18 protein-coding genes are annotated in these 15,109 nt (G+C 62.8%); 6 read left to right on the top strand and 12 right to left on the bottom strand.

The features are described 5' to 3' along the window. Positions 1–3 precede the first annotated feature (3 nt). The 3 genes from AAC029_RS08085 to AAC029_RS08075 form a co-directional block, all read right to left on the bottom strand. Positions 4–396 carry a hypothetical protein gene (locus tag AAC029_RS08085; RefSeq protein WP_339746145.1) on the bottom strand — a complete coding sequence of 131 codons (393 nt, stop codon included), beginning with the start codon at positions 394–396 and terminating at the stop codon, positions 4–6. 95 nt (positions 397–491) lie between these two features. Beyond that, complete coding sequence (gene arsC, locus AAC029_RS08080) at positions 492–845, bottom strand: arsenate reductase (glutaredoxin) (protein WP_339746142.1); 354 nt, start codon at positions 843–845, stop codon at positions 492–494. An 87-nt stretch (positions 846–932) separates the two neighbouring features. Then, entirely contained in the window at positions 933–1,781 is an 849-nt protein-coding gene (locus tag AAC029_RS08075; RefSeq protein WP_339746140.1) for a CoA ester lyase, read from the bottom strand. 101 nt (positions 1,782–1,882) lie between these two features. Between AAC029_RS08075 and AAC029_RS08070 the strand changes: the two genes are divergently transcribed. Both AAC029_RS08070 and AAC029_RS08065 read left to right on the top strand, forming a co-directional pair. Further along, positions 1,883–2,683 (top strand): PfkB family carbohydrate kinase, encoded by an 801-nt coding sequence (locus AAC029_RS08070; RefSeq protein WP_339746138.1) that lies wholly within the window; start codon positions 1,883–1,885, stop codon positions 2,681–2,683. A gap of 49 nt (positions 2,684–2,732) precedes the next feature. After that, complete coding sequence (locus tag AAC029_RS08065) at positions 2,733–3,896, top strand: serine hydrolase domain-containing protein (protein WP_339746136.1); 1,164 nt, start codon at positions 2,733–2,735, stop codon at positions 3,894–3,896. A 6-nt stretch (positions 3,897–3,902) separates the two neighbouring features. Here AAC029_RS08065 and AAC029_RS08060 read toward each other — a convergent pair whose 3' ends face one another. The 6 genes from AAC029_RS08060 to AAC029_RS08035 all read right to left on the bottom strand — a co-directional run bounded on the left by AAC029_RS08060 (position 3,903) and on the right by AAC029_RS08035 (position 8,350). After that, complete coding sequence (locus tag AAC029_RS08060; RefSeq protein WP_339746134.1) at positions 3,903–4,286, bottom strand: VOC family protein; 384 nt, start codon at positions 4,284–4,286, stop codon at positions 3,903–3,905. 42 nt (positions 4,287–4,328) lie between these two features. Next, on the bottom strand, positions 4,329–5,288 hold the full coding sequence (locus AAC029_RS08055) for an alpha/beta hydrolase (RefSeq protein ID WP_339746132.1): 960 nt from the start codon (positions 5,286–5,288) through the stop codon (positions 4,329–4,331). A 33-nt stretch (positions 5,289–5,321) separates the two neighbouring features. Next, the gene (gene rarD / locus AAC029_RS08050; RefSeq protein ID WP_339746130.1) at positions 5,322–6,224 is read right to left on the bottom strand and encodes an EamA family transporter RarD; all 903 of its coding nucleotides are present in this window, start codon (positions 6,222–6,224) and stop codon (positions 5,322–5,324) included. A gap of 114 nt (positions 6,225–6,338) precedes the next feature. After that, positions 6,339–7,361 (bottom strand): aspartate-semialdehyde dehydrogenase, encoded by a 1,023-nt coding sequence (locus AAC029_RS08045; protein ID WP_339746126.1) that lies wholly within the window; start codon positions 7,359–7,361, stop codon positions 6,339–6,341. A gap of 120 nt (positions 7,362–7,481) precedes the next feature. Continuing rightward, entirely contained in the window at positions 7,482–7,778 is a 297-nt protein-coding gene (locus tag AAC029_RS08040) for a hypothetical protein (RefSeq protein ID WP_339746123.1), read from the bottom strand. Next, the gene (locus AAC029_RS08035) at positions 7,775–8,350 is read right to left on the bottom strand and encodes a hypothetical protein (protein WP_339746120.1); all 576 of its coding nucleotides are present in this window, start codon (positions 8,348–8,350) and stop codon (positions 7,775–7,777) included. Before AAC029_RS08035 ends, AAC029_RS08040 begins: the two co-directional genes overlap by 4 nt. A 276-nt stretch (positions 8,351–8,626) precedes the next feature. Between AAC029_RS08035 and AAC029_RS08030 the strand changes: the two genes are divergently transcribed. After that, positions 8,627–8,839, top strand: a complete 213-nt coding sequence (locus tag AAC029_RS08030; protein ID WP_176780173.1) for a cold-shock protein — start codon at positions 8,627–8,629, stop codon at positions 8,837–8,839. Between the two features lie 94 nt (positions 8,840–8,933). On the opposite strand, the gene AAC029_RS08025 is transcribed toward AAC029_RS08030, so the two are convergent. Then, the gene (locus AAC029_RS08025) at positions 8,934–9,941 is read right to left on the bottom strand and encodes a glycerophosphodiester phosphodiesterase family protein (RefSeq protein WP_339746118.1); all 1,008 of its coding nucleotides are present in this window, start codon (positions 9,939–9,941) and stop codon (positions 8,934–8,936) included. A 62-nt stretch (positions 9,942–10,003) separates the two neighbouring features. Between AAC029_RS08025 and AAC029_RS08020 the strand changes: the two genes are divergently transcribed. Then, on the top strand, positions 10,004–10,546 hold the full coding sequence (locus tag AAC029_RS08020) for a hypothetical protein (RefSeq protein WP_339746116.1): 543 nt from the start codon (positions 10,004–10,006) through the stop codon (positions 10,544–10,546). A 13-nt stretch (positions 10,547–10,559) separates the two neighbouring features. Here the strand turns inward: AAC029_RS08020 and AAC029_RS08015 are convergent, their stop codons facing one another. Further along, on the bottom strand, positions 10,560–10,817 hold the full coding sequence (locus tag AAC029_RS08015; RefSeq protein ID WP_339746114.1) for a hypothetical protein: 258 nt from the start codon (positions 10,815–10,817) through the stop codon (positions 10,560–10,562). Positions 10,818–10,886: 69 nt separating this feature from the next. Between AAC029_RS08015 and AAC029_RS08010 the strand changes: the two genes are divergently transcribed. Then, entirely contained in the window at positions 10,887–12,782 is a 1,896-nt protein-coding gene (locus AAC029_RS08010; RefSeq protein ID WP_339746112.1) for a sodium:proton antiporter, read from the top strand. Here AAC029_RS08010 and AAC029_RS08005 read toward each other — a convergent pair whose 3' ends face one another. Beyond that, positions 12,783–12,983 (bottom strand): hypothetical protein, encoded by a 201-nt coding sequence (locus tag AAC029_RS08005; RefSeq protein ID WP_339746110.1) that lies wholly within the window; start codon positions 12,981–12,983, stop codon positions 12,783–12,785. It abuts the gene before it with no gap. 128 nt (positions 12,984–13,111) lie between these two features. Between AAC029_RS08005 and AAC029_RS08000 the strand changes: the two genes are divergently transcribed. After that, positions 13,112–15,082: a PBP1A family penicillin-binding protein gene (locus AAC029_RS08000; RefSeq protein WP_339746107.1), complete on the top strand. Its 1,971-nt coding sequence runs from the start codon at positions 13,112–13,114 to the stop codon at positions 15,080–15,082. The last annotated feature ends 27 nt before the right edge of the window (positions 15,083–15,109 follow it).

Here is a 15,109-nt window from a genome sequence, read left to right as displayed (position 1 = left end):
GCTTCACGCGTGGTGGATGAGCGCCTTCAAAGTGTCGGGCTGAAGCAGGTCGATTTTGTTGACCGGGCCGACAAGCTCGAAACGGTAATCGCCATTCTCCACGCCTGAATCATGCGCCGTCATCATGACGACGCGGCCGTCATATCCGGCCGATTCCAGCATTGGCAGAGTTTCGTAATATTCGCGATGTGGCGGAATTCGGCGATCCAGGAAGAGCAGATCATATTGCTGCGGGCCGGATTCGAGCAATGAACGCACTGTGGTGTGACCCTCGAACTCAAGTGTGCTGTCGAAATCGGCAGACAGGTCGCGCAGCAAGATCAGCTCAATCGGATCATCATCGACGACGGCAATGCGCATTTTCGCTCCGATGCGTGTCGCGGCGGTGGAGCGCATGTAGTGGTCAGCGTCGCTCGCGGCTGCAACGCATAAATTATCGGGAATCCGGGGCGTGCGCCGACGTGACCCATGGCCGGCCGGCGCACGGGCACCTAGAAAAGTTCCAGAACCTGTTCCGGTGGACGGCCGATCATGGCGCGCTTGCCGTGGATCACGACCGGGCGTTCGATCAGCTTGGGGTGGGTCGACATCGCCTTGATGATCGCGGCCTCGTCTTCGATAGCCTTGAGGCTGAGCTCGCGATAATCGGGTTCATTCTTGCGCAGCCATTCATGCGCCGAAGTGAAGCCGAGTTTTTTCATCACGTCTTTCAGCTCGGCCACGCTTGGCTTGTCTTCCATGTAATTGCGAATGGTCAGCGCACCGCCGCGTGCTTCCAGCAAGGCCAGGGTCTGGCGGGATTTTGAGCACCGCGGATTGTGCCAGATGGTGGTCGAATCAGTCATGTAGAATTCCTCAGTTCCGCCAATGAAAGCCGTTTCGGCCCCATTTGTAAAAGTCCAAACCTGTTATTGGTTACGTTTCCTGTGCCATCAGGGGTCGTTGCCGCTGCCGGCTGACAACAGGGCCCGCGCCGCTTCGAGATGCAGCCGCTCGACCATATCACCATCGAGATTGATCACGCCCTTGGCGGCATTGGCCGGGTCGGTGAAGGCCGCGACGATTTGCGCCGCGCGCTCCAGCTCCTCCGAAGTGGGCTGAAAACAAAGATGCGCCGGCTCGACCTGATCGGGATGGATCAGCGTCTTGCCGTCAAAGCCGAGCGTGCGGCCCTGGCGCGCCTCACGGCGAAAACCGTCATGATTGCGAAACGCATTATAGACGCCGTCGAGCGCATACAGCCCATTGGCGCGGGCGGCGCAGAGAATTTGCGCCAGGTGCGGCAGCATGGCGGTGCGGTCATGATCGGGGGCACAGCGCAGCAAACGGGCGAGATCATTGACCCCGGCCATCAAACCACCCAGCCCTGTACCGGTCGCGCCGGCGATGGCCGCGACATTGAGCACGCCGCGCGGCGTCTCGATCATCGCCCATAGTGGCACTGATGATCCATAAGCATTTAGAATCGAGCGCGCGGCATGCAGATCACCGACCTGATCGACCTTGGGCAGGACAACCGCTTCGGCTTGGCTCGCGGCGCGCAGATCGACGGCACCCCAGACGGTATCGCCTGCATTGACCCGCACGGCGCGCAGGGCACCGGAGGATTTCCAGCGCTCCAGGATCTCGGGCACCAGCGCGCGCACGGCCTCTTTGTCGTCAGGCCCGACCGCGTCTTCCAGGTCGAGCACCAGCATGTCGGCGCCCAGCTGGACCGCTTTTTCGATCGCGCGCGGATTATTGGCCGGGACAAACAGGGCGGAACGAATCAGGCGCTTCATGAGGGGCTTTCGAAGGACGGGGAAAGGGATGTAGCATATTTCCCATGCCATTGGCGCTGTTGATTTCTAGCCATGTTGCAGCGTCCACCGTTGGTGGGGGCGTGAGCGGGCTTGTGCTCAACGCGTCCGGCATTGCGACCATGCTCGTTCCCACTGTGCTGTATGGCCGCCAACCAGGCTTGGGCGATCCGGGCGGGGCTGCGGTCGGGCACGAGATCATCCAGTCCATGGTTGACGGGATCGAAGCGCATGGCGCCCTCGACCGCACTGATCTGGTGCTGACGGGGTATTTTGCAAGTGCCGCTCAGGTGTTTGCGGCGGCTGCTGCGGTTGATCGTGTCCGCAAAGGCGCGCCGGCCGGCGAGGCCACGCAGTCCAACCCACCGCGTCCCTGGATCGTGATCGACCCCGTGATGGGCGATGCACCGGGTGGGCTGTATGTCGGGCCGGACGTCGCGAACGCAATCCGGGACCACTTGCTGCCGCGCGCCGATCTGGTGGCGCCCAATGCTTTCGAGCTCGGCCATCTGACCGGCCGCGCCCTGACCGATCTCGCTTCGATGCTGCGCGCCGCCCGGGCGCTGGAACGTCCGGTACTGGTCTCCTCCTTGCCGCGTCATGGCCTTATCGGCGTGATGTATGTCGAGGGCGACGAGGCTTGGATCGTCACCCATGAGCGCTGCGAACAATCGCCGAAAGGAACCGGCGATGTATTGACAGCGGCCTTCGTCGCGGCCCGCTTGGGCGGCGCTGATGCCCGCTCCGCGCTGGAGACTTCGGTCGCGGCGACGGTCAGCCTGGTGATGCGGGCCAATGAGCGAGGGTGCGCTGAATTGCCTCTGGCGGCAGACGCCGGTTTGTTGCACGAACCGCTCATCAGCCTTGCGGCGGAAGCGCTGTAGCTGCCATCGCCCGCTTGATCGCCGGCGCCCGAACAGGATAGCCCAACGCATGACCTCCAACCCGACCACAGATACAATCTCCATCCCTCTGCCCGAGCTTGAAGGCCATGTCGCCGCCGGTTTCGAACCGGTCGCTGAAGCCTTCCTGGCCAATTGGGCTGACCAGGACGAGATCGGTGCCGGTTTCGCGGTCAGGCTGGACGGCGAGCTCGTGGTCGATATTCATGCAGGCTGGGCTGATCGCAAGAAGACGCGCCTCTGGCAGGCCGATACGCTGGTGCCTGTTTACTCAACCGGCAAGGCCGTGGCGGCGCTGGTGATTGCACGCCTGGTTGATCGCGGCCTGCTGGATTACGACGCGCCGGTCGCTGATTTCTGGCCGGAATTCGCCGCCAGCGGCAAGTCGTCCGTCACCGTTGCCCAAGCGCTGTCGCATCAGGCGGGTCTTTCGGGCCTGTCCGAGGAAATGGACGCCGCCGACTGGTTCAATGCCAAGCTGATCGAGGCCAAGCTCGCGCGCCAGACGCCGCTGTGGGAGCTGGGAACCGGCTCAGGCTATCACCCGGTGACCTTTGGCTTCATCGTTGATGTTTTGGCGCGCCGCACCGATGGGCGCTCGATTGGCGCCATCCTGCGTGAGGATATTTGCGGCCCCGGCGGAATTGATTTTCACATCGGCCTGCCGGAAAGCGAGCATGGCCGCGTCGCCGAACACGCCATGCCGCGGCAATTGCCTGATCTGGGTCCGACCACGCCCGTGCGCCAACTGGCTTTCCTCAAGCCCTGGTCCTCGCCGGGGCGCCGGGGCGCAACCGAATGGCGCATGCATGAATTTCCCGCCGCCAACGGGCATTCCACGGCGCGGGCGCTGGCCCGGCTGATGAGTGTCTATGCCGATGGTGGCAGGCTTGAAAACAAGCGCTTCATCTCCAGTGAGACCCTGGAGGCGCTGACGCGCGAGCGGGTTTGTGGACCGGACAAGGTCTTGCCGTTCGATCTGTCCTGGGGAGCCGGCGTGATGCGCAATACCCATGGCGGGTTTTACGGTCCGGAACCGGCAGCGGTCGGCCATTCCGGCTGGGGTGGATCCTGCGCCATGGCCGATCCGGTGCGTGGCCTGAGCGCCGCCTATGTGATGAACCGGCAAAAACACCATCTCGCCGGCGACCCAAGGCCGCTGCGTTTGATCGAGGCGCTTTACGGCTGCCTTTGATTGCGATCAGACCGGCGCGCCGATCAGATCCCACAGATTGCCATAGAGATCGCGCAGCACGACAACCCGGCCATAGGCTTCGTCGCGCGGGGCCTCGATGAATTCGACGCCGGCGGCTTTCATGCGGGTGTAATCGGTCTCGAAATCGTCGGTCTGCAGGAAGACCAGAACCCGTCCGCCGGCCTGATTGCCGATCGCCGCTTGCTCTTCTCCGCCCGCTGCCCGCGCCAGCAGGATTTCCGCCCCGCCCTCGCCCGGCGACATCACCACCCAGCGCTTGTCCGGCGAGAGGGCTGTATCCCCGATCAGGGCGAAACCCATCTGGTCACGATACCAAGCGATGGCCTCGTCATAATCGCGCACGAGGATGGTGGTCTGGAAGAGTTTCAAGGCTTTCTCCCTGGGTTTGAGGGACGGGCTGGAGGTCTGGACTCAAGCCGGAAAGCGCCGGTTCAACCATTCCAGCAGATAGGCGTTGAGCATTTCCGGCTGCTCCCACATCGTCCAGTGGCCACAATTTTCGAGAATGTCGATATCGACATCCTTGCACAGCGCCGGCATCCAGGCCGCCAGCTTGGGCGGCAACATGAAATCGCATTCGGCCGCGACCAGCTTGCACGGCATGGACAGCCGGTGATCGACGCCGCCCATGCGGCGCCAATTGGCGTCGAAATTGCGGTAGAGATTCATGCCCGGACCGAAGCCGGTCTTGCGATAGGCGTCGGCATAGACTTTCCGGTCCGCAGGGCCGACCACGATGCGGTCTTCCTCGCGGCCTTTGAATTGCTCGAACAGGCGCGGGATATGGGTGATGGCCGGGTAGAGCGCTTCGAATTGTTCTGCCGTCGGCGGTTTGCCGAAGATGAAGGCGAAGAAATCATCCTCGCGGCCTTCGAATACGCTTTCCGCCTGGCCCGGCTCCTGGAAGCGCAGGATGTAGTGATCTTCGCCGCCGATCTCGCGGAAATAATGCGTTGGCGCCTCGGCCCCGCGCGGTAGATGCGGCGTGTTGACGCCGATCACGCCTTGCACGCGATCCGCCGCCAGCATCGCCGCGTGCCAAACCAGAATCCCGCCCCAGTCATGGCCGATGAAGACCGCCTTCTCATGCCCGAGCGTATCCAGCAGGCCGGTGAAATCACCGACCATCGTGTCGACATCGTAGTTTTCGACGCCTTCGGGGCAGTCGGACCCGCCAAAACCGCGCAGATCCGGTGCGATCACCCGATAGCCGGCCTTGGCCAGCACCGGGATCTGATTCTTCCAGGAATAAGCCAGCTCCGGCCAGCCATGCGCCAGCAGCAGAGGCTGGCCGTCTTCCGGGCCGGCCAGATGCACGGACAGGTCGATGCCATTGGTCTTGATGCGGGTCGGCGCGGGAAAATCGCTCATGAGGTCTCCATTTAGTCTCAGACTATCCGAGCCTTACGGATTTGTCGCCACAGCGACCCGCTCGCGCCGCAACTGGCTCCAGGCGAAGGTCGCGACGCCGGCCCAGATCAGTACGAAAGTGACCAGATGGGCCGAGGTGAAGGTTTCACCGCTCATGACCCCGATGGCGAATTGCAGGCTGGGTGCCGTGAATTGCAGCAAGCCCATGGTCGACAGCCGCAGCCCGCGCGCGCCGATAATGTAAAGCAGCAGCGGCACGATGGTGATCAGGCCGGCAAGGATCAGCAGGCCCGCATGGGCCGGGCTCTGCAGGAAATGGCCCTGCCCCGACATTTGGATCCACACCACGGCGCCGAGCGCGACCGGCAGCAGGAAGGCGGTCTCCCAGAACAGGCCGATGCGCCCATCAACGGCGACGGTTTTGCGCAGATAGCCATAGCCGGTGAAGCTGACGGCCAGCGCCAGCGAGATCCACGGCACTGTTCCGGCCGAGATGATCAGATTGAGCACGCCCAGCGTCGCCAGCACGATCGCCGAAATCCGCCACGGTCCGAGCGGCTCGCGCAGAATGACCACGCCGACGGCCACGCTCATCAGCGGGTTGATATAATAGCCCAGCGAGGCCTCGAGCACGCGGTCATTAATGACGGCATAGATGAAGAGCAGCCAGTTGATCGAGATCAGCACGGAAGTCGCGGCCAGCGTCAGCAGGACGCGCTTGTCCTTCAGCGCATCGAAGGCCGGGCGCAGCTTGCCGGCAAACCACAGCGCCGCGAACAGCATCGGCAGCGACCACACCACCCGGTGTGCGACAATCTCCAGCGCCCCGGCAAAGCCGACCAACTGGAAATACAGAGGCGAAACGCCCCAGATCAGATAGCCGGCCAGGCCGGCAAACAAAGCGCGGCGGACTTCGGGGGTCGTGTTTTCACTCATCGGGCGGGCTCTCGTGTGCGATCAAGCCCCGCACTTAAGCAGTCACCATCCCGATGGCGAGCCGTTTCTTGCGATTGGCGGCGATGCAGAAATGTCGGGCGAAGCACCCGCCGATCACGCCCGTTTCAGCAGACCGCGATTATTCAGGCCTTCGGCGATCTGGACCGCGTTGAGGGCAGCGCCCTTGCGCAGATTGTCGGCGACGATCCACAGAGCGAGGCCATTTTCGACCGTCGGGTCTTCGCGGATGCGGGAGACGAAGGTGGCGAATTCGCCGACGGATTCGACCGGCGTCATGTAACCACCGTCCTCATGCTTGTCGATCACCATCAGACCGGGGCTTTCGCGCAGCAGGGCGCGCGCTTCCTTGGCGCTGAGCGGGTTTGCCAGCTCGATATGGGCGGCGATGGAATGGCCGACGAAAACCGGCACGCGGGCGCAGGTCGCGAACAGCTTGATCTTGGGATCGAGGATCTTCTTGGTCTCCATCATCATCTTCCACTCTTCCTTGGTGGAACCATCCTCCATGAATTCGTCGATGTGCGGGATGACATTGAAGGCGATCTGTTTGGTGAAGGCGACCGGGTCGGCATGATCATTGACGAAAATGCCCTTGGTCTGGGTCCACAGCTCATCCATCCCGGCCTGGCCAGCGCCGGAGACGGATTGGTAGGTTGCGCAATTGACGCGCAGAACTGTCGCACGGTCATGCAGCGGCTTCAGCGCCACCATCAGCTGGATGGTCGAACAGTTCGGATTGGCGACGATGCGCTTCTTCGTCACCATTTCGAGCGCGTCGGAATTTACTTCCGGCACCACCAGCGGCACATCGGGGTCCATCCGCCAGGCGGAGGAGTTGTCGACGACAATCGCGCCGGCCTTGGTGATTTTTGGTGTCCATTCCCGTGAGGCATCGCTGCCGGCCGACATCAGGACCAGATCAACGGTCGAGAAATCGAAGCTGTCGACATTGACGCATTTCAGGATGCGGTCGCCATAGGAGACTTCCTTGCCCATCGATTTGCGGCTGGCGAGGACATGAATCGCGTCGGCCGGAAACAGCCGCTCTTCAAGAATCGTGAGCATTTCTTTGCCGACTGCGCCCGTCGCACCGAATACCGCTACCCGTACACCCATGGTTTCGTCCTTTGCCGTGCCCAAATTGATCCATGCCGATCAGGCAGGGACATAGCCCCGGGGCCTGTGTGTGGCTAGGGGTGAATCATGGGAGTTTCAAGGCAGAAGCGGCCTTGTGGGCTAGCGCATCCGCGCCCAGATCCGCCAGGCGACGAAGCCGACGATGAGGAGAACCAGTAGCTCTAGCGCATTGACGCCAAAGAAGAGCGGCGTGATCAGCCGCTGCAGCACGCCCCAGCGGCCGTCATAGATGGTTTCCCCCTGGCGGGCGAAGCCGACATAGACGCCGAGGAAGATGACCAGTGCTGCGCCGAAGCCTGCCAGGCGGATCATGCCGGCCGGATTGAAGCCGCGATTGGCCTGATCGCGGCGCGAGCGATTGCGGTGAGTGCGGTCAAGGAAGCGGCGGCGGGTCATGGCGTCTCCGTTTCAGGGCTGGCTTCATCAAACTGCCGCAGGGCCCGGTCGAGATCGATGCTCTGGGTCTGGCAGCTCTCGGCACGATCCCTAAAACTGGTGCTGGCATAATTATTCCAGCAGGCATCATTGATCGAACAATAGCAAATCTGGATTTCGAGCCCGGTGAGTGTCGGACCCAAGGCGCGCCCCAGATCCTCGGCAGAGATGCGAAAGGCGGTCAGTTCCTCGCCAACCGCGAGCACGGAATCCGGCACGGTCGCGACGGTCATCGACATGTTGGACTGGGGATAGCGGGCCAGGGTCAGAAGTTCGAGCGGATGAGCGACCTCAACCCCGTCCTGGACGATGTGGAATTCGTGGATCAGGGCCGGGCCGAGGCCCTTGTTCGACAATTCCAGCTCGAACAGATCAGCCTGCAGCGTGATCGACAGATCGACATAGGGCCAGACATTGGCCTCCAATTCCCGGTCGGCAGCCCGCAATTGCAGAAAGCTGAAAACCATGGCGATGGCCGATATCGCCAGGGCGCCGCCGGACAACAGGTATTGATTGCGGTCATTTGTGGTCATCGCTCACCTCCGGATAATGATTATGACTCAGGTGCTGCCAAGCGCCATACCGGATTCATTTGATTTCTTCGTGGACGTGTGCGTATAACCCCTCCTAACGGGCGGCCATATAGGCCGGACGGAATACTGATCGCCTATCCGATGCCTCGTTCATCGGACAATTCGAATTCAGCCTTCCCCGACTTCACGTCCGTAACACCCACACCGGGACGCTGGTGTGTACAATATGGATTGTGCCCGGACGCGGAGCATGAATACAGGGAAGGTTCCCCCATCATGGCCACAGGTACGGTCAAATTCTTCAATCAAAGCAAAGGCTTTGGTTTTATTACTCCTGATGAAGGCGGCAATGACGTCTTCGTGCACATTTCTGCCGTGCAAGCGTCGGGTCTGCCAGGTCTGAGCGACGGTCAAAAAGTCGCTTTCGACACCGAGCCGGATCGTCGCGGTAAAGGCCCTAAGGCAGTGAACCTCCAGTTCGCTGACTAAGGTCTGAAAAAAGGGTCGCAAGATTCTGTGGCGCGGGAGCTAGCTCCCGCGCCATTTTCATGTCTGATGTCCTGATAGAGGGTTACAGCCCGGGCTATTCCGCAGCCATGGCATCGCGGACCCGCACAGCGGTCGCCGGAAAATCGGTGAAGACCGCATCAGCGCCCAGATCATAGATCCGGCGCAGCTCGGTCTCGATATCGGCGCCGTCGCCAACTGGATCATCATCGCGGAAAGTCCAGGGGTGGACGAACAGCCCCAGCGCATGGGCGCGGGCGATGAAGCCGGTATCCTGGCCATCTTCATCGACCAGCAGAGCCTTGTAAGGCCCGACGCCATCGGCGAAAGCGACCATATCCTCCAGCGCCACGGTCGGGATCAGCGGGTCGAGACCCGGCTCAAGTTCCTGCATCTGAAACACCAGCATCAAAAGCGGCGAGTCGATCTCGCCATTCAGCCGCGCAAGGAAATCCGGTTCGAAACACTGGATCGCAATCGGGGCGTCGGCGGTGTCGAGACCACGTTGACGCAGAATACGGACCAGTTCGGGCAAGGGGTCGAGACCGGCGGCGATGAGTTGCGAAGGCGATTTGACCTCTGGCTCTGTCGCCACGCCATGGGCCGCCGCCAGATCGAGCACCTCTTCAAAAGTCGGGATCAAATAGAGCCCGTCAAACTCGGTCGAGCGCCCCTCGCGGACTTGCCGCGCCCGCAAGGTGCGGATTTCGGCGAGGGTGAAGTCATCGGTCCACCAATCTTCCCGATCGCCCACAATGCGGCGGCGGTCAGCAAATTCGGGGTGGTCAGCGATATCGGTGCTGTCTGACAAATAACGGTCATGGCGCACCACGAAGACGCCATCGGAGGTCAAAACGAGGTCCGGCTCGATGATGTCAGCCCCTTGTTCGATCGCCAGCGTGTAGGCTTCGAGCGTGTGCTCGGGCAGTTCTCCATTGGCGCCGCGATGGGCAATCACTTGGGTCGGGGCACCGGTCAGCGTCTGCCAAAGATGAGGGGCCTGTTCGGCTGGCGGGGCACAGGCTGTCAGCCCGGTCAGAGCCATCGCTGCACCAATCGCCGCTGCCTGGATGGAATACCGCATTCGCCCCTCCCGTTTGTGATCGCAACACACTAACTTGATTGTGACATCCGCGGGAGAGTGAAATGACCGAACCGAGCCACTTTGACGTCCTGGCAGACGCCGCCGAGCGCTATGGCCGCTTCAGCCTCGACAATTATGCCCATGTCAGAAACGTGGCCGAAAGTGTTTCTTCCGGCTTTTGCCGCTACTTGTCCGGCGGCGAGCCAGTCTGCGTCTATCTGGTGCCGCCGACCGGCGAATGGGCACCGCAAGCCTATCAGAGCGGCGCCTTTTCAGTGTCAGGGACGGGATTCCTGCCGCTGGATTCGATCAGTTTCGGTCTCGCCGTCAGGGTCTCACGCACCGGCGACTGGCTGCGCGTGGTGCTGACTTGCACCAAGAAGGGGCCGGAGATGGAAATCGAGATCGAGAATGGCAGCACGTTTGCGCTCGAATTGCCGGTTCGAGCCGAACAGCTCGTGAAATTATATGACACGCTGTTCGAGCATTTGACCGTCTGGTTCTCGCAGCAGGCCGATTTCTACGAGAATGGAGATTATGGCGATCACGCCATCGGATTCGAATTCCTGCACAAGCCGGAAGATGCCGCTGGACCCGTCCGATAACGAAATCAGAGCGTTAGTTGAACAGGCTGGCGAGCAGACCGGGCGCAGCCGCATCGGGTGCGCCGATCAGACCGCCGGCCGCTGCGCCGAGACAACCCAGAAGGCCAAGGCCGATCATGGTGGTCAGTTGGCGCTTCATCGCGAAGCTGGTGGCCAGCCGCGCGACGGTGACCGCACGGTCGACACCGATCAGGGCAACCGGCCCTCCAATCAGGATTGCTGCAGTAAATGAGACCAGGGCTGTCTGGGCCTCGAAGGGTAAACTTTCCATTTTCGCCTCCCTGTGCTTCGGCGTGCCTGGCAGGCGACGACGGGTCCGAAACACGTTATCAGGTGCCCCATGATAGAAGCTGCTTCTGACCTTCCCCTGACTATCGCGATCATCACCGGTTCAGGTGTCGCCGCCCAATGGCTGGCCTGGCGCCTGCGCTGGCCCTCGATTGTGCTGATGATGGGCGCCGGGCTGCTGCTCGGCCCGATCGCAGCGGTGACACTGGGACACCCCATACTCACGCCGGATGAGAGCTTCGGCGATTATTTGCGGCCGATGATTGCGCTGGCCGTGGCGATTATCCTGTTCGAGGGCGGCATCACGCTGAATTTCCGCGAATTGCGCGATGCATCGACTGCCGTTCGCCGCATGGTCATTCTCGCCTTTCCGCTCGGTTGGGGGCTAGCGACGCTGGTCTTGCACTTCATCGCCGGTCTGGCTTGGGATTTGTCGGCGATGATCGGCGCCCTGCTGACCATCACCGGGCCGACCGTGGTGCTGCCCATGTTGCGCCAGGCCAAATTACCGCCGCGCATCGCTTCGGTGCTGAAGTGGGAAGGCATTGTCAACGATCCGATCGGGGCGCTAGCCGCCGTTTTTGTGTTTGAAGCAATCCATCAGACCCAACTCGGCAATAGCTGGAGCACGGCCGCCCTGGCGCTGTCCTTCGGCATCGCCATCGGCGCCGCGCTCGGCTTCGCCTCTGGCGTCGCCCTCTCGCACGCTTTCCGGCGCGGTTGGGTCCCCGAACCGATGAAAGCCCCCTTGGTGCTGGCAGCGGTTCTGGTCTGCTACGCCGTGGCCGACACGCTCGCATCAGAGACCGGCCTGGTTGCCGTCACGGTGTTCGGGCTGGTCGTGGCCAATTCACGCCTGGCCTCCATCGAGGAGATGCGCCGCTTCAAGGAGGGTATCGCCTCGATCCTTGTCGCCAGTGTTTTTGTCGTGCTGGCAGCCTCGCTGACACCGGCAGCCCTGACCTCACTCGGCTGGCAGCATTTCGCCGCCGTTGCCGCCATCATCCTTGTGGTGCGTCCGGTCGCTGTGTTTCTGGCGACGCTGGGCTCTGGCCTCAACCTGCCCGAAGTCGGGTTCGTCGGCCTGATCGGTCCTCGCGGTGTCGTGGCAGCTGCGACGGCGGGGCATTTGTCCGTCAACCTGCTTGAGGGCGGCCGCGAGGATGCAGCGGTGCTCGCGCCCCTGGTATTTCTGGCTGTGTTTGCCAGTGTTTTCGGCTGCGGCTTTGCCGTCGCGCCACTGGCCCGCTGGCTTGGCCTGTCGGAAACGGGCCCGGACCGGCTATTGATCGTCGGTGCCAATCCCTGGAGCCTGGGCTTGGCCGATGCGCTGAAAAAGGCCGACGTGCCGGTGACTATCGCCGACACCAGCTGGCGGCGTTTGCGGGCGGCACGCCTGGCCGGACATGATGTCTATTACGGCGAAGTGCTGTCAGAGACCGCCGACTGGCGACTGGAACCCTCGCGCTTCTCTGCTTTGCTCGCGGTGACGCCCAATGATGCCTATAATGCGCTGGTCTGTATCGAATACGCTCCTGAACTGGGACGCAGCCATGTGTTCCAGCTCTCCGGCTTCGACGGGGCGGTTGAGTCGACGAATCTGGATGAAGATCCGCGCGCCATCGCCTTCACCGCGCGTGGCCGGACGCTGATCCGCCGCGGCCGCGGCTATGACGGGCTGGCGCGGGACTGGTGGGGTGGCTGGCGGTTCAAGTCTACCCGGTTGACCGACGAATATTCGCTCGAGCAATGCCTTGAGGACGCCGGCGACGGTGCCGACTTCATCCTCGCGCGGCGGCCAAATGGCAGCGTCGCCCTGCTGGGTGGCAGCTCCAAATTGCCCGATGCGGCCGGCACAGTCCTGATCCGCTTTGCGCGTCAGGCCGGGGCCGTGACCCCGACGGCCGAGCCGGAGAGCGAATTCGACGCTGCGGCCGAAAGCGCCTGACTACTGACCGTGATCGGGTTCGACCATGTGGCGCGGCTGCGAGCCGCCCGGTTGGGCCGCACCGCAATAGGGCCAGTTATCGGCATTCGGATCGCCGTGCGGACAAACCGAGTCGGCGCCCTCATACAGGCCGATACAGCCGGACAGGCTGAGTGAGCCGAGCAGCAGGGTCAAAAGTGCAACAGAACGCTTGATGGACATGACAAATCCCCTTTGCCCGCATGTTGGCGCGCGAAGGCTTCCGGGGCAAGTCAGCAAGCGCTGCTCTTCATCGGGAATTAACTCCGAATCCCGCAGATGAAGGCTTCGTCATTCGTCAAGGACACGCCATGGCCCGCAGGCCTGCAACCCCGCTTGACGCGACGCGGGCCAATCGGCCCGCAGCGCGCGCGCCAGCCAAACGCCGCTCGCCGCGCGGCGGGGGTGGCTTGTGGCGGGTGGCTGTCAGCCTCGTCCTGCTGGTCGGACTGGGCATGGCAGGCTGGCTGGTGTCCATCGCGCGCGATCTGCCCGACACCTCCGGCCTGATTGAAGTCGAGCGTGCACCCAGCTTGGCCTTTTACGATCATGATGGCCGGCTGATTGCGCGCCGGGGCTCAGCCCATGGCCGCCTGGCGGTGATCGAGGATCTGCCCGATTATGTCCCTGACGCCGTGATGGCCGTCGAGGATCGCCGTTTCTACAGCCATTTCGGAATCGACCTGATCGGCACCGGACGCGCCTTGCTGGCCAATATCCGCGCCGGACATGTGGTGCAGGGCGGATCGACCTTGACCCAGCAATTGGCGAAAAACCTCTTCCTCACCTCCGAGCGCACGATCCGGCGCAAGGTGCAGGAAGTGATGCTCGCCTTCTGGCTCGAGAGCCGCTTCACCAAGGACGAGATCCTCGAGCTCTACCTCAACCGCGTCTATTTCGGCGGCGGCGCTTGGGGCATTGAGGCGGCATCGACGCGCTATTTCGGCAAGACGGCCAGCGAGCTCAATCTCGGCGAAGCGGCGCTTCTGGCCGGCCTCCTGAAAGCCCCCTCGCGCTATAGCCCGGTCAATGACGCCCAGCGCGCTGCGGCGCGAGCGACCGTGGTGCTCGATCTGATGACCCAGACCGGCCGCATCACCGAACAGGAACGCATCGAGGCGGCCGAAACACCGATCCGGGTCTCGCGCGGTGCGTCCAGCCCGGGCGCGCAGTACTTCATCGACTGGGTCGCGCAGGATGTGCGCGCGCTGGTTGGCGGTGATCATGGCGATCTGATCGTTCGCACCACGCTCGATGTTGATGCGCAGCGCGCGGCGGAGCGCGCCGTTGCCGCTGTGATGGATGATCCAGACCTCGCACTCGGGGCCGGTGAAGCCGCGCTGGTGGCGCTGGCCCACGACGGATCGGTGCGGGCGATGGTCGGCGGGCGCAGCTATGCCACCTCCCAGTTCAATCGGGCCGTGCTCGCCCAGCGACAGCCCGGTTCGGCTTTCAAGGCTTTCGTCTACGCCTCGGCCTTCGAGGCCGGCCTGTCCCCGGACGATATCCGCGAAGACGCGCCGATCCGGCTCGGCGACTGGTCACCGCAAAACTATAATGACGAATATCGCGGCCCGATGAGCCTGCGCGAGGCCTTCGCCCACAGTTCCAATTCTGTCGCGGTGCGGATCGCGGAAGAAACCGGACGCGGTCATGTTGCCCGGCTGGCGGCGCGCTTCGGCATAGAGAGCCCGTTGCGGGCTGACCGGTCGCTGGCGCTGGGCGTGCACGAAGTCACGCCGATGGAATTGGCCTCGGCCTACACGCCCTTCGCCAATGGCGGTTACCGCGCTCGAGCCTATGGCATCGCCTCAATTGAGACCCGCGATGGCGAGGTTTTGTATGCCGCACCGCCCGCCTCGGGCGAGGTCGTGATGGATGCTCACACGCTGGGCAAAATGAATGATCTGCTCCACACCGTCGTCAGCTCGGGCACCGGCCGGCGCGCGGCAGTTGCCGGGCTGAGCGTTGGCGGCAAGACCGGCACCACCAATGATTTTCGCGATGCCTGGTTTGCCGGTTTCGCGGGTGATCTGGTCGCCGTTGTCTGGACCGGCAATGATGATAATTCCCAGACGCGCCGGGCCACGGGCGGCGGTCCGCCAGCCCGGATTTTCAGCGCTTTCATGACCGCCGCGCCGCGCACCGGACTGGATGCGCAACCGTCGAGCGTACCGCTCCAGCTGGCCGAACCGTCTGTCGAAGACCCGGCATCTGACGACACGGCGACACCCCAGGACGACCCCATCGCCGCTTTCCTCGCCAGCCTCGGCCGGGATTGAGCCCCGCACAATCCCCCATTTGACCGG

The sequence above is a fragment of the uncultured Maricaulis sp. genome (genome assembly GCF_963975345.1).
GTDB lineage: Bacteria > Pseudomonadota > Alphaproteobacteria > Caulobacterales > Maricaulaceae > Maricaulis.
This window is presented reverse-complemented; position numbering and strand designations above follow the sequence as displayed.

Bases quoted from the DNA above. Each gene is read 5' to 3' on its own strand.
- AAC029_RS08020 (WP_339746116.1), top strand. From the start codon at position 10,004: ATGACCGAACCGAGCCACTTTGACGTCCTGGCAGACGCCGCCGAGCGC.
- AAC029_RS08045 (WP_339746126.1), bottom strand. From the start codon at position 7,361: ATGGGTGTACGGGTAGCGGTATTCGGTGCGACGGGCGCAGTCGGCAAA.
- AAC029_RS08005 (WP_339746110.1), bottom strand. From the start codon at position 12,983: ATGTCCATCAAGCGTTCTGTTGCACTTTTGACCCTGCTGCTCGGCTCA.
- AAC029_RS08065 (WP_339746136.1), top strand. From the start codon at position 2,733: ATGACCTCCAACCCGACCACAGATACAATCTCCATCCCTCTGCCCGAG.
- AAC029_RS08000 (WP_339746107.1), top strand. From the start codon at position 13,112: ATGGCCCGCAGGCCTGCAACCCCGCTTGACGCGACGCGGGCCAATCGG.
- AAC029_RS08055 (WP_339746132.1), bottom strand. From the start codon at position 5,288: ATGAGCGATTTTCCCGCGCCGACCCGCATCAAGACCAATGGCATCGAC.
- rarD (WP_339746130.1), bottom strand. From the start codon at position 6,224: ATGAGTGAAAACACGACCCCCGAAGTCCGCCGCGCTTTGTTTGCCGGC.
- AAC029_RS08010 (WP_339746112.1), top strand. From the start codon at position 10,887: ATGATAGAAGCTGCTTCTGACCTTCCCCTGACTATCGCGATCATCACC.
- AAC029_RS08035 (WP_339746120.1), bottom strand. From the start codon at position 8,350: ATGACCACAAATGACCGCAATCAATACCTGTTGTCCGGCGGCGCCCTG.
- AAC029_RS08015 (WP_339746114.1), bottom strand. From the start codon at position 10,817: ATGGAAAGTTTACCCTTCGAGGCCCAGACAGCCCTGGTCTCATTTACT.
- AAC029_RS08085 (WP_339746145.1), bottom strand. From the start codon at position 396: ATGCGCTCCACCGCCGCGACACGCATCGGAGCGAAAATGCGCATTGCC.
- arsC (WP_339746142.1), bottom strand. From the start codon at position 845: ATGACTGATTCGACCACCATCTGGCACAATCCGCGGTGCTCAAAATCC.
- AAC029_RS08075 (WP_339746140.1), bottom strand. From the start codon at position 1,781: ATGAAGCGCCTGATTCGTTCCGCCCTGTTTGTCCCGGCCAATAATCCG.
- AAC029_RS08025 (WP_339746118.1), bottom strand. From the start codon at position 9,941: ATGCGGTATTCCATCCAGGCAGCGGCGATTGGTGCAGCGATGGCTCTG.
- AAC029_RS08030 (WP_176780173.1), top strand. From the start codon at position 8,627: ATGGCCACAGGTACGGTCAAATTCTTCAATCAAAGCAAAGGCTTTGGT.
- AAC029_RS08040 (WP_339746123.1), bottom strand. From the start codon at position 7,778: ATGACCCGCCGCCGCTTCCTTGACCGCACTCACCGCAATCGCTCGCGC.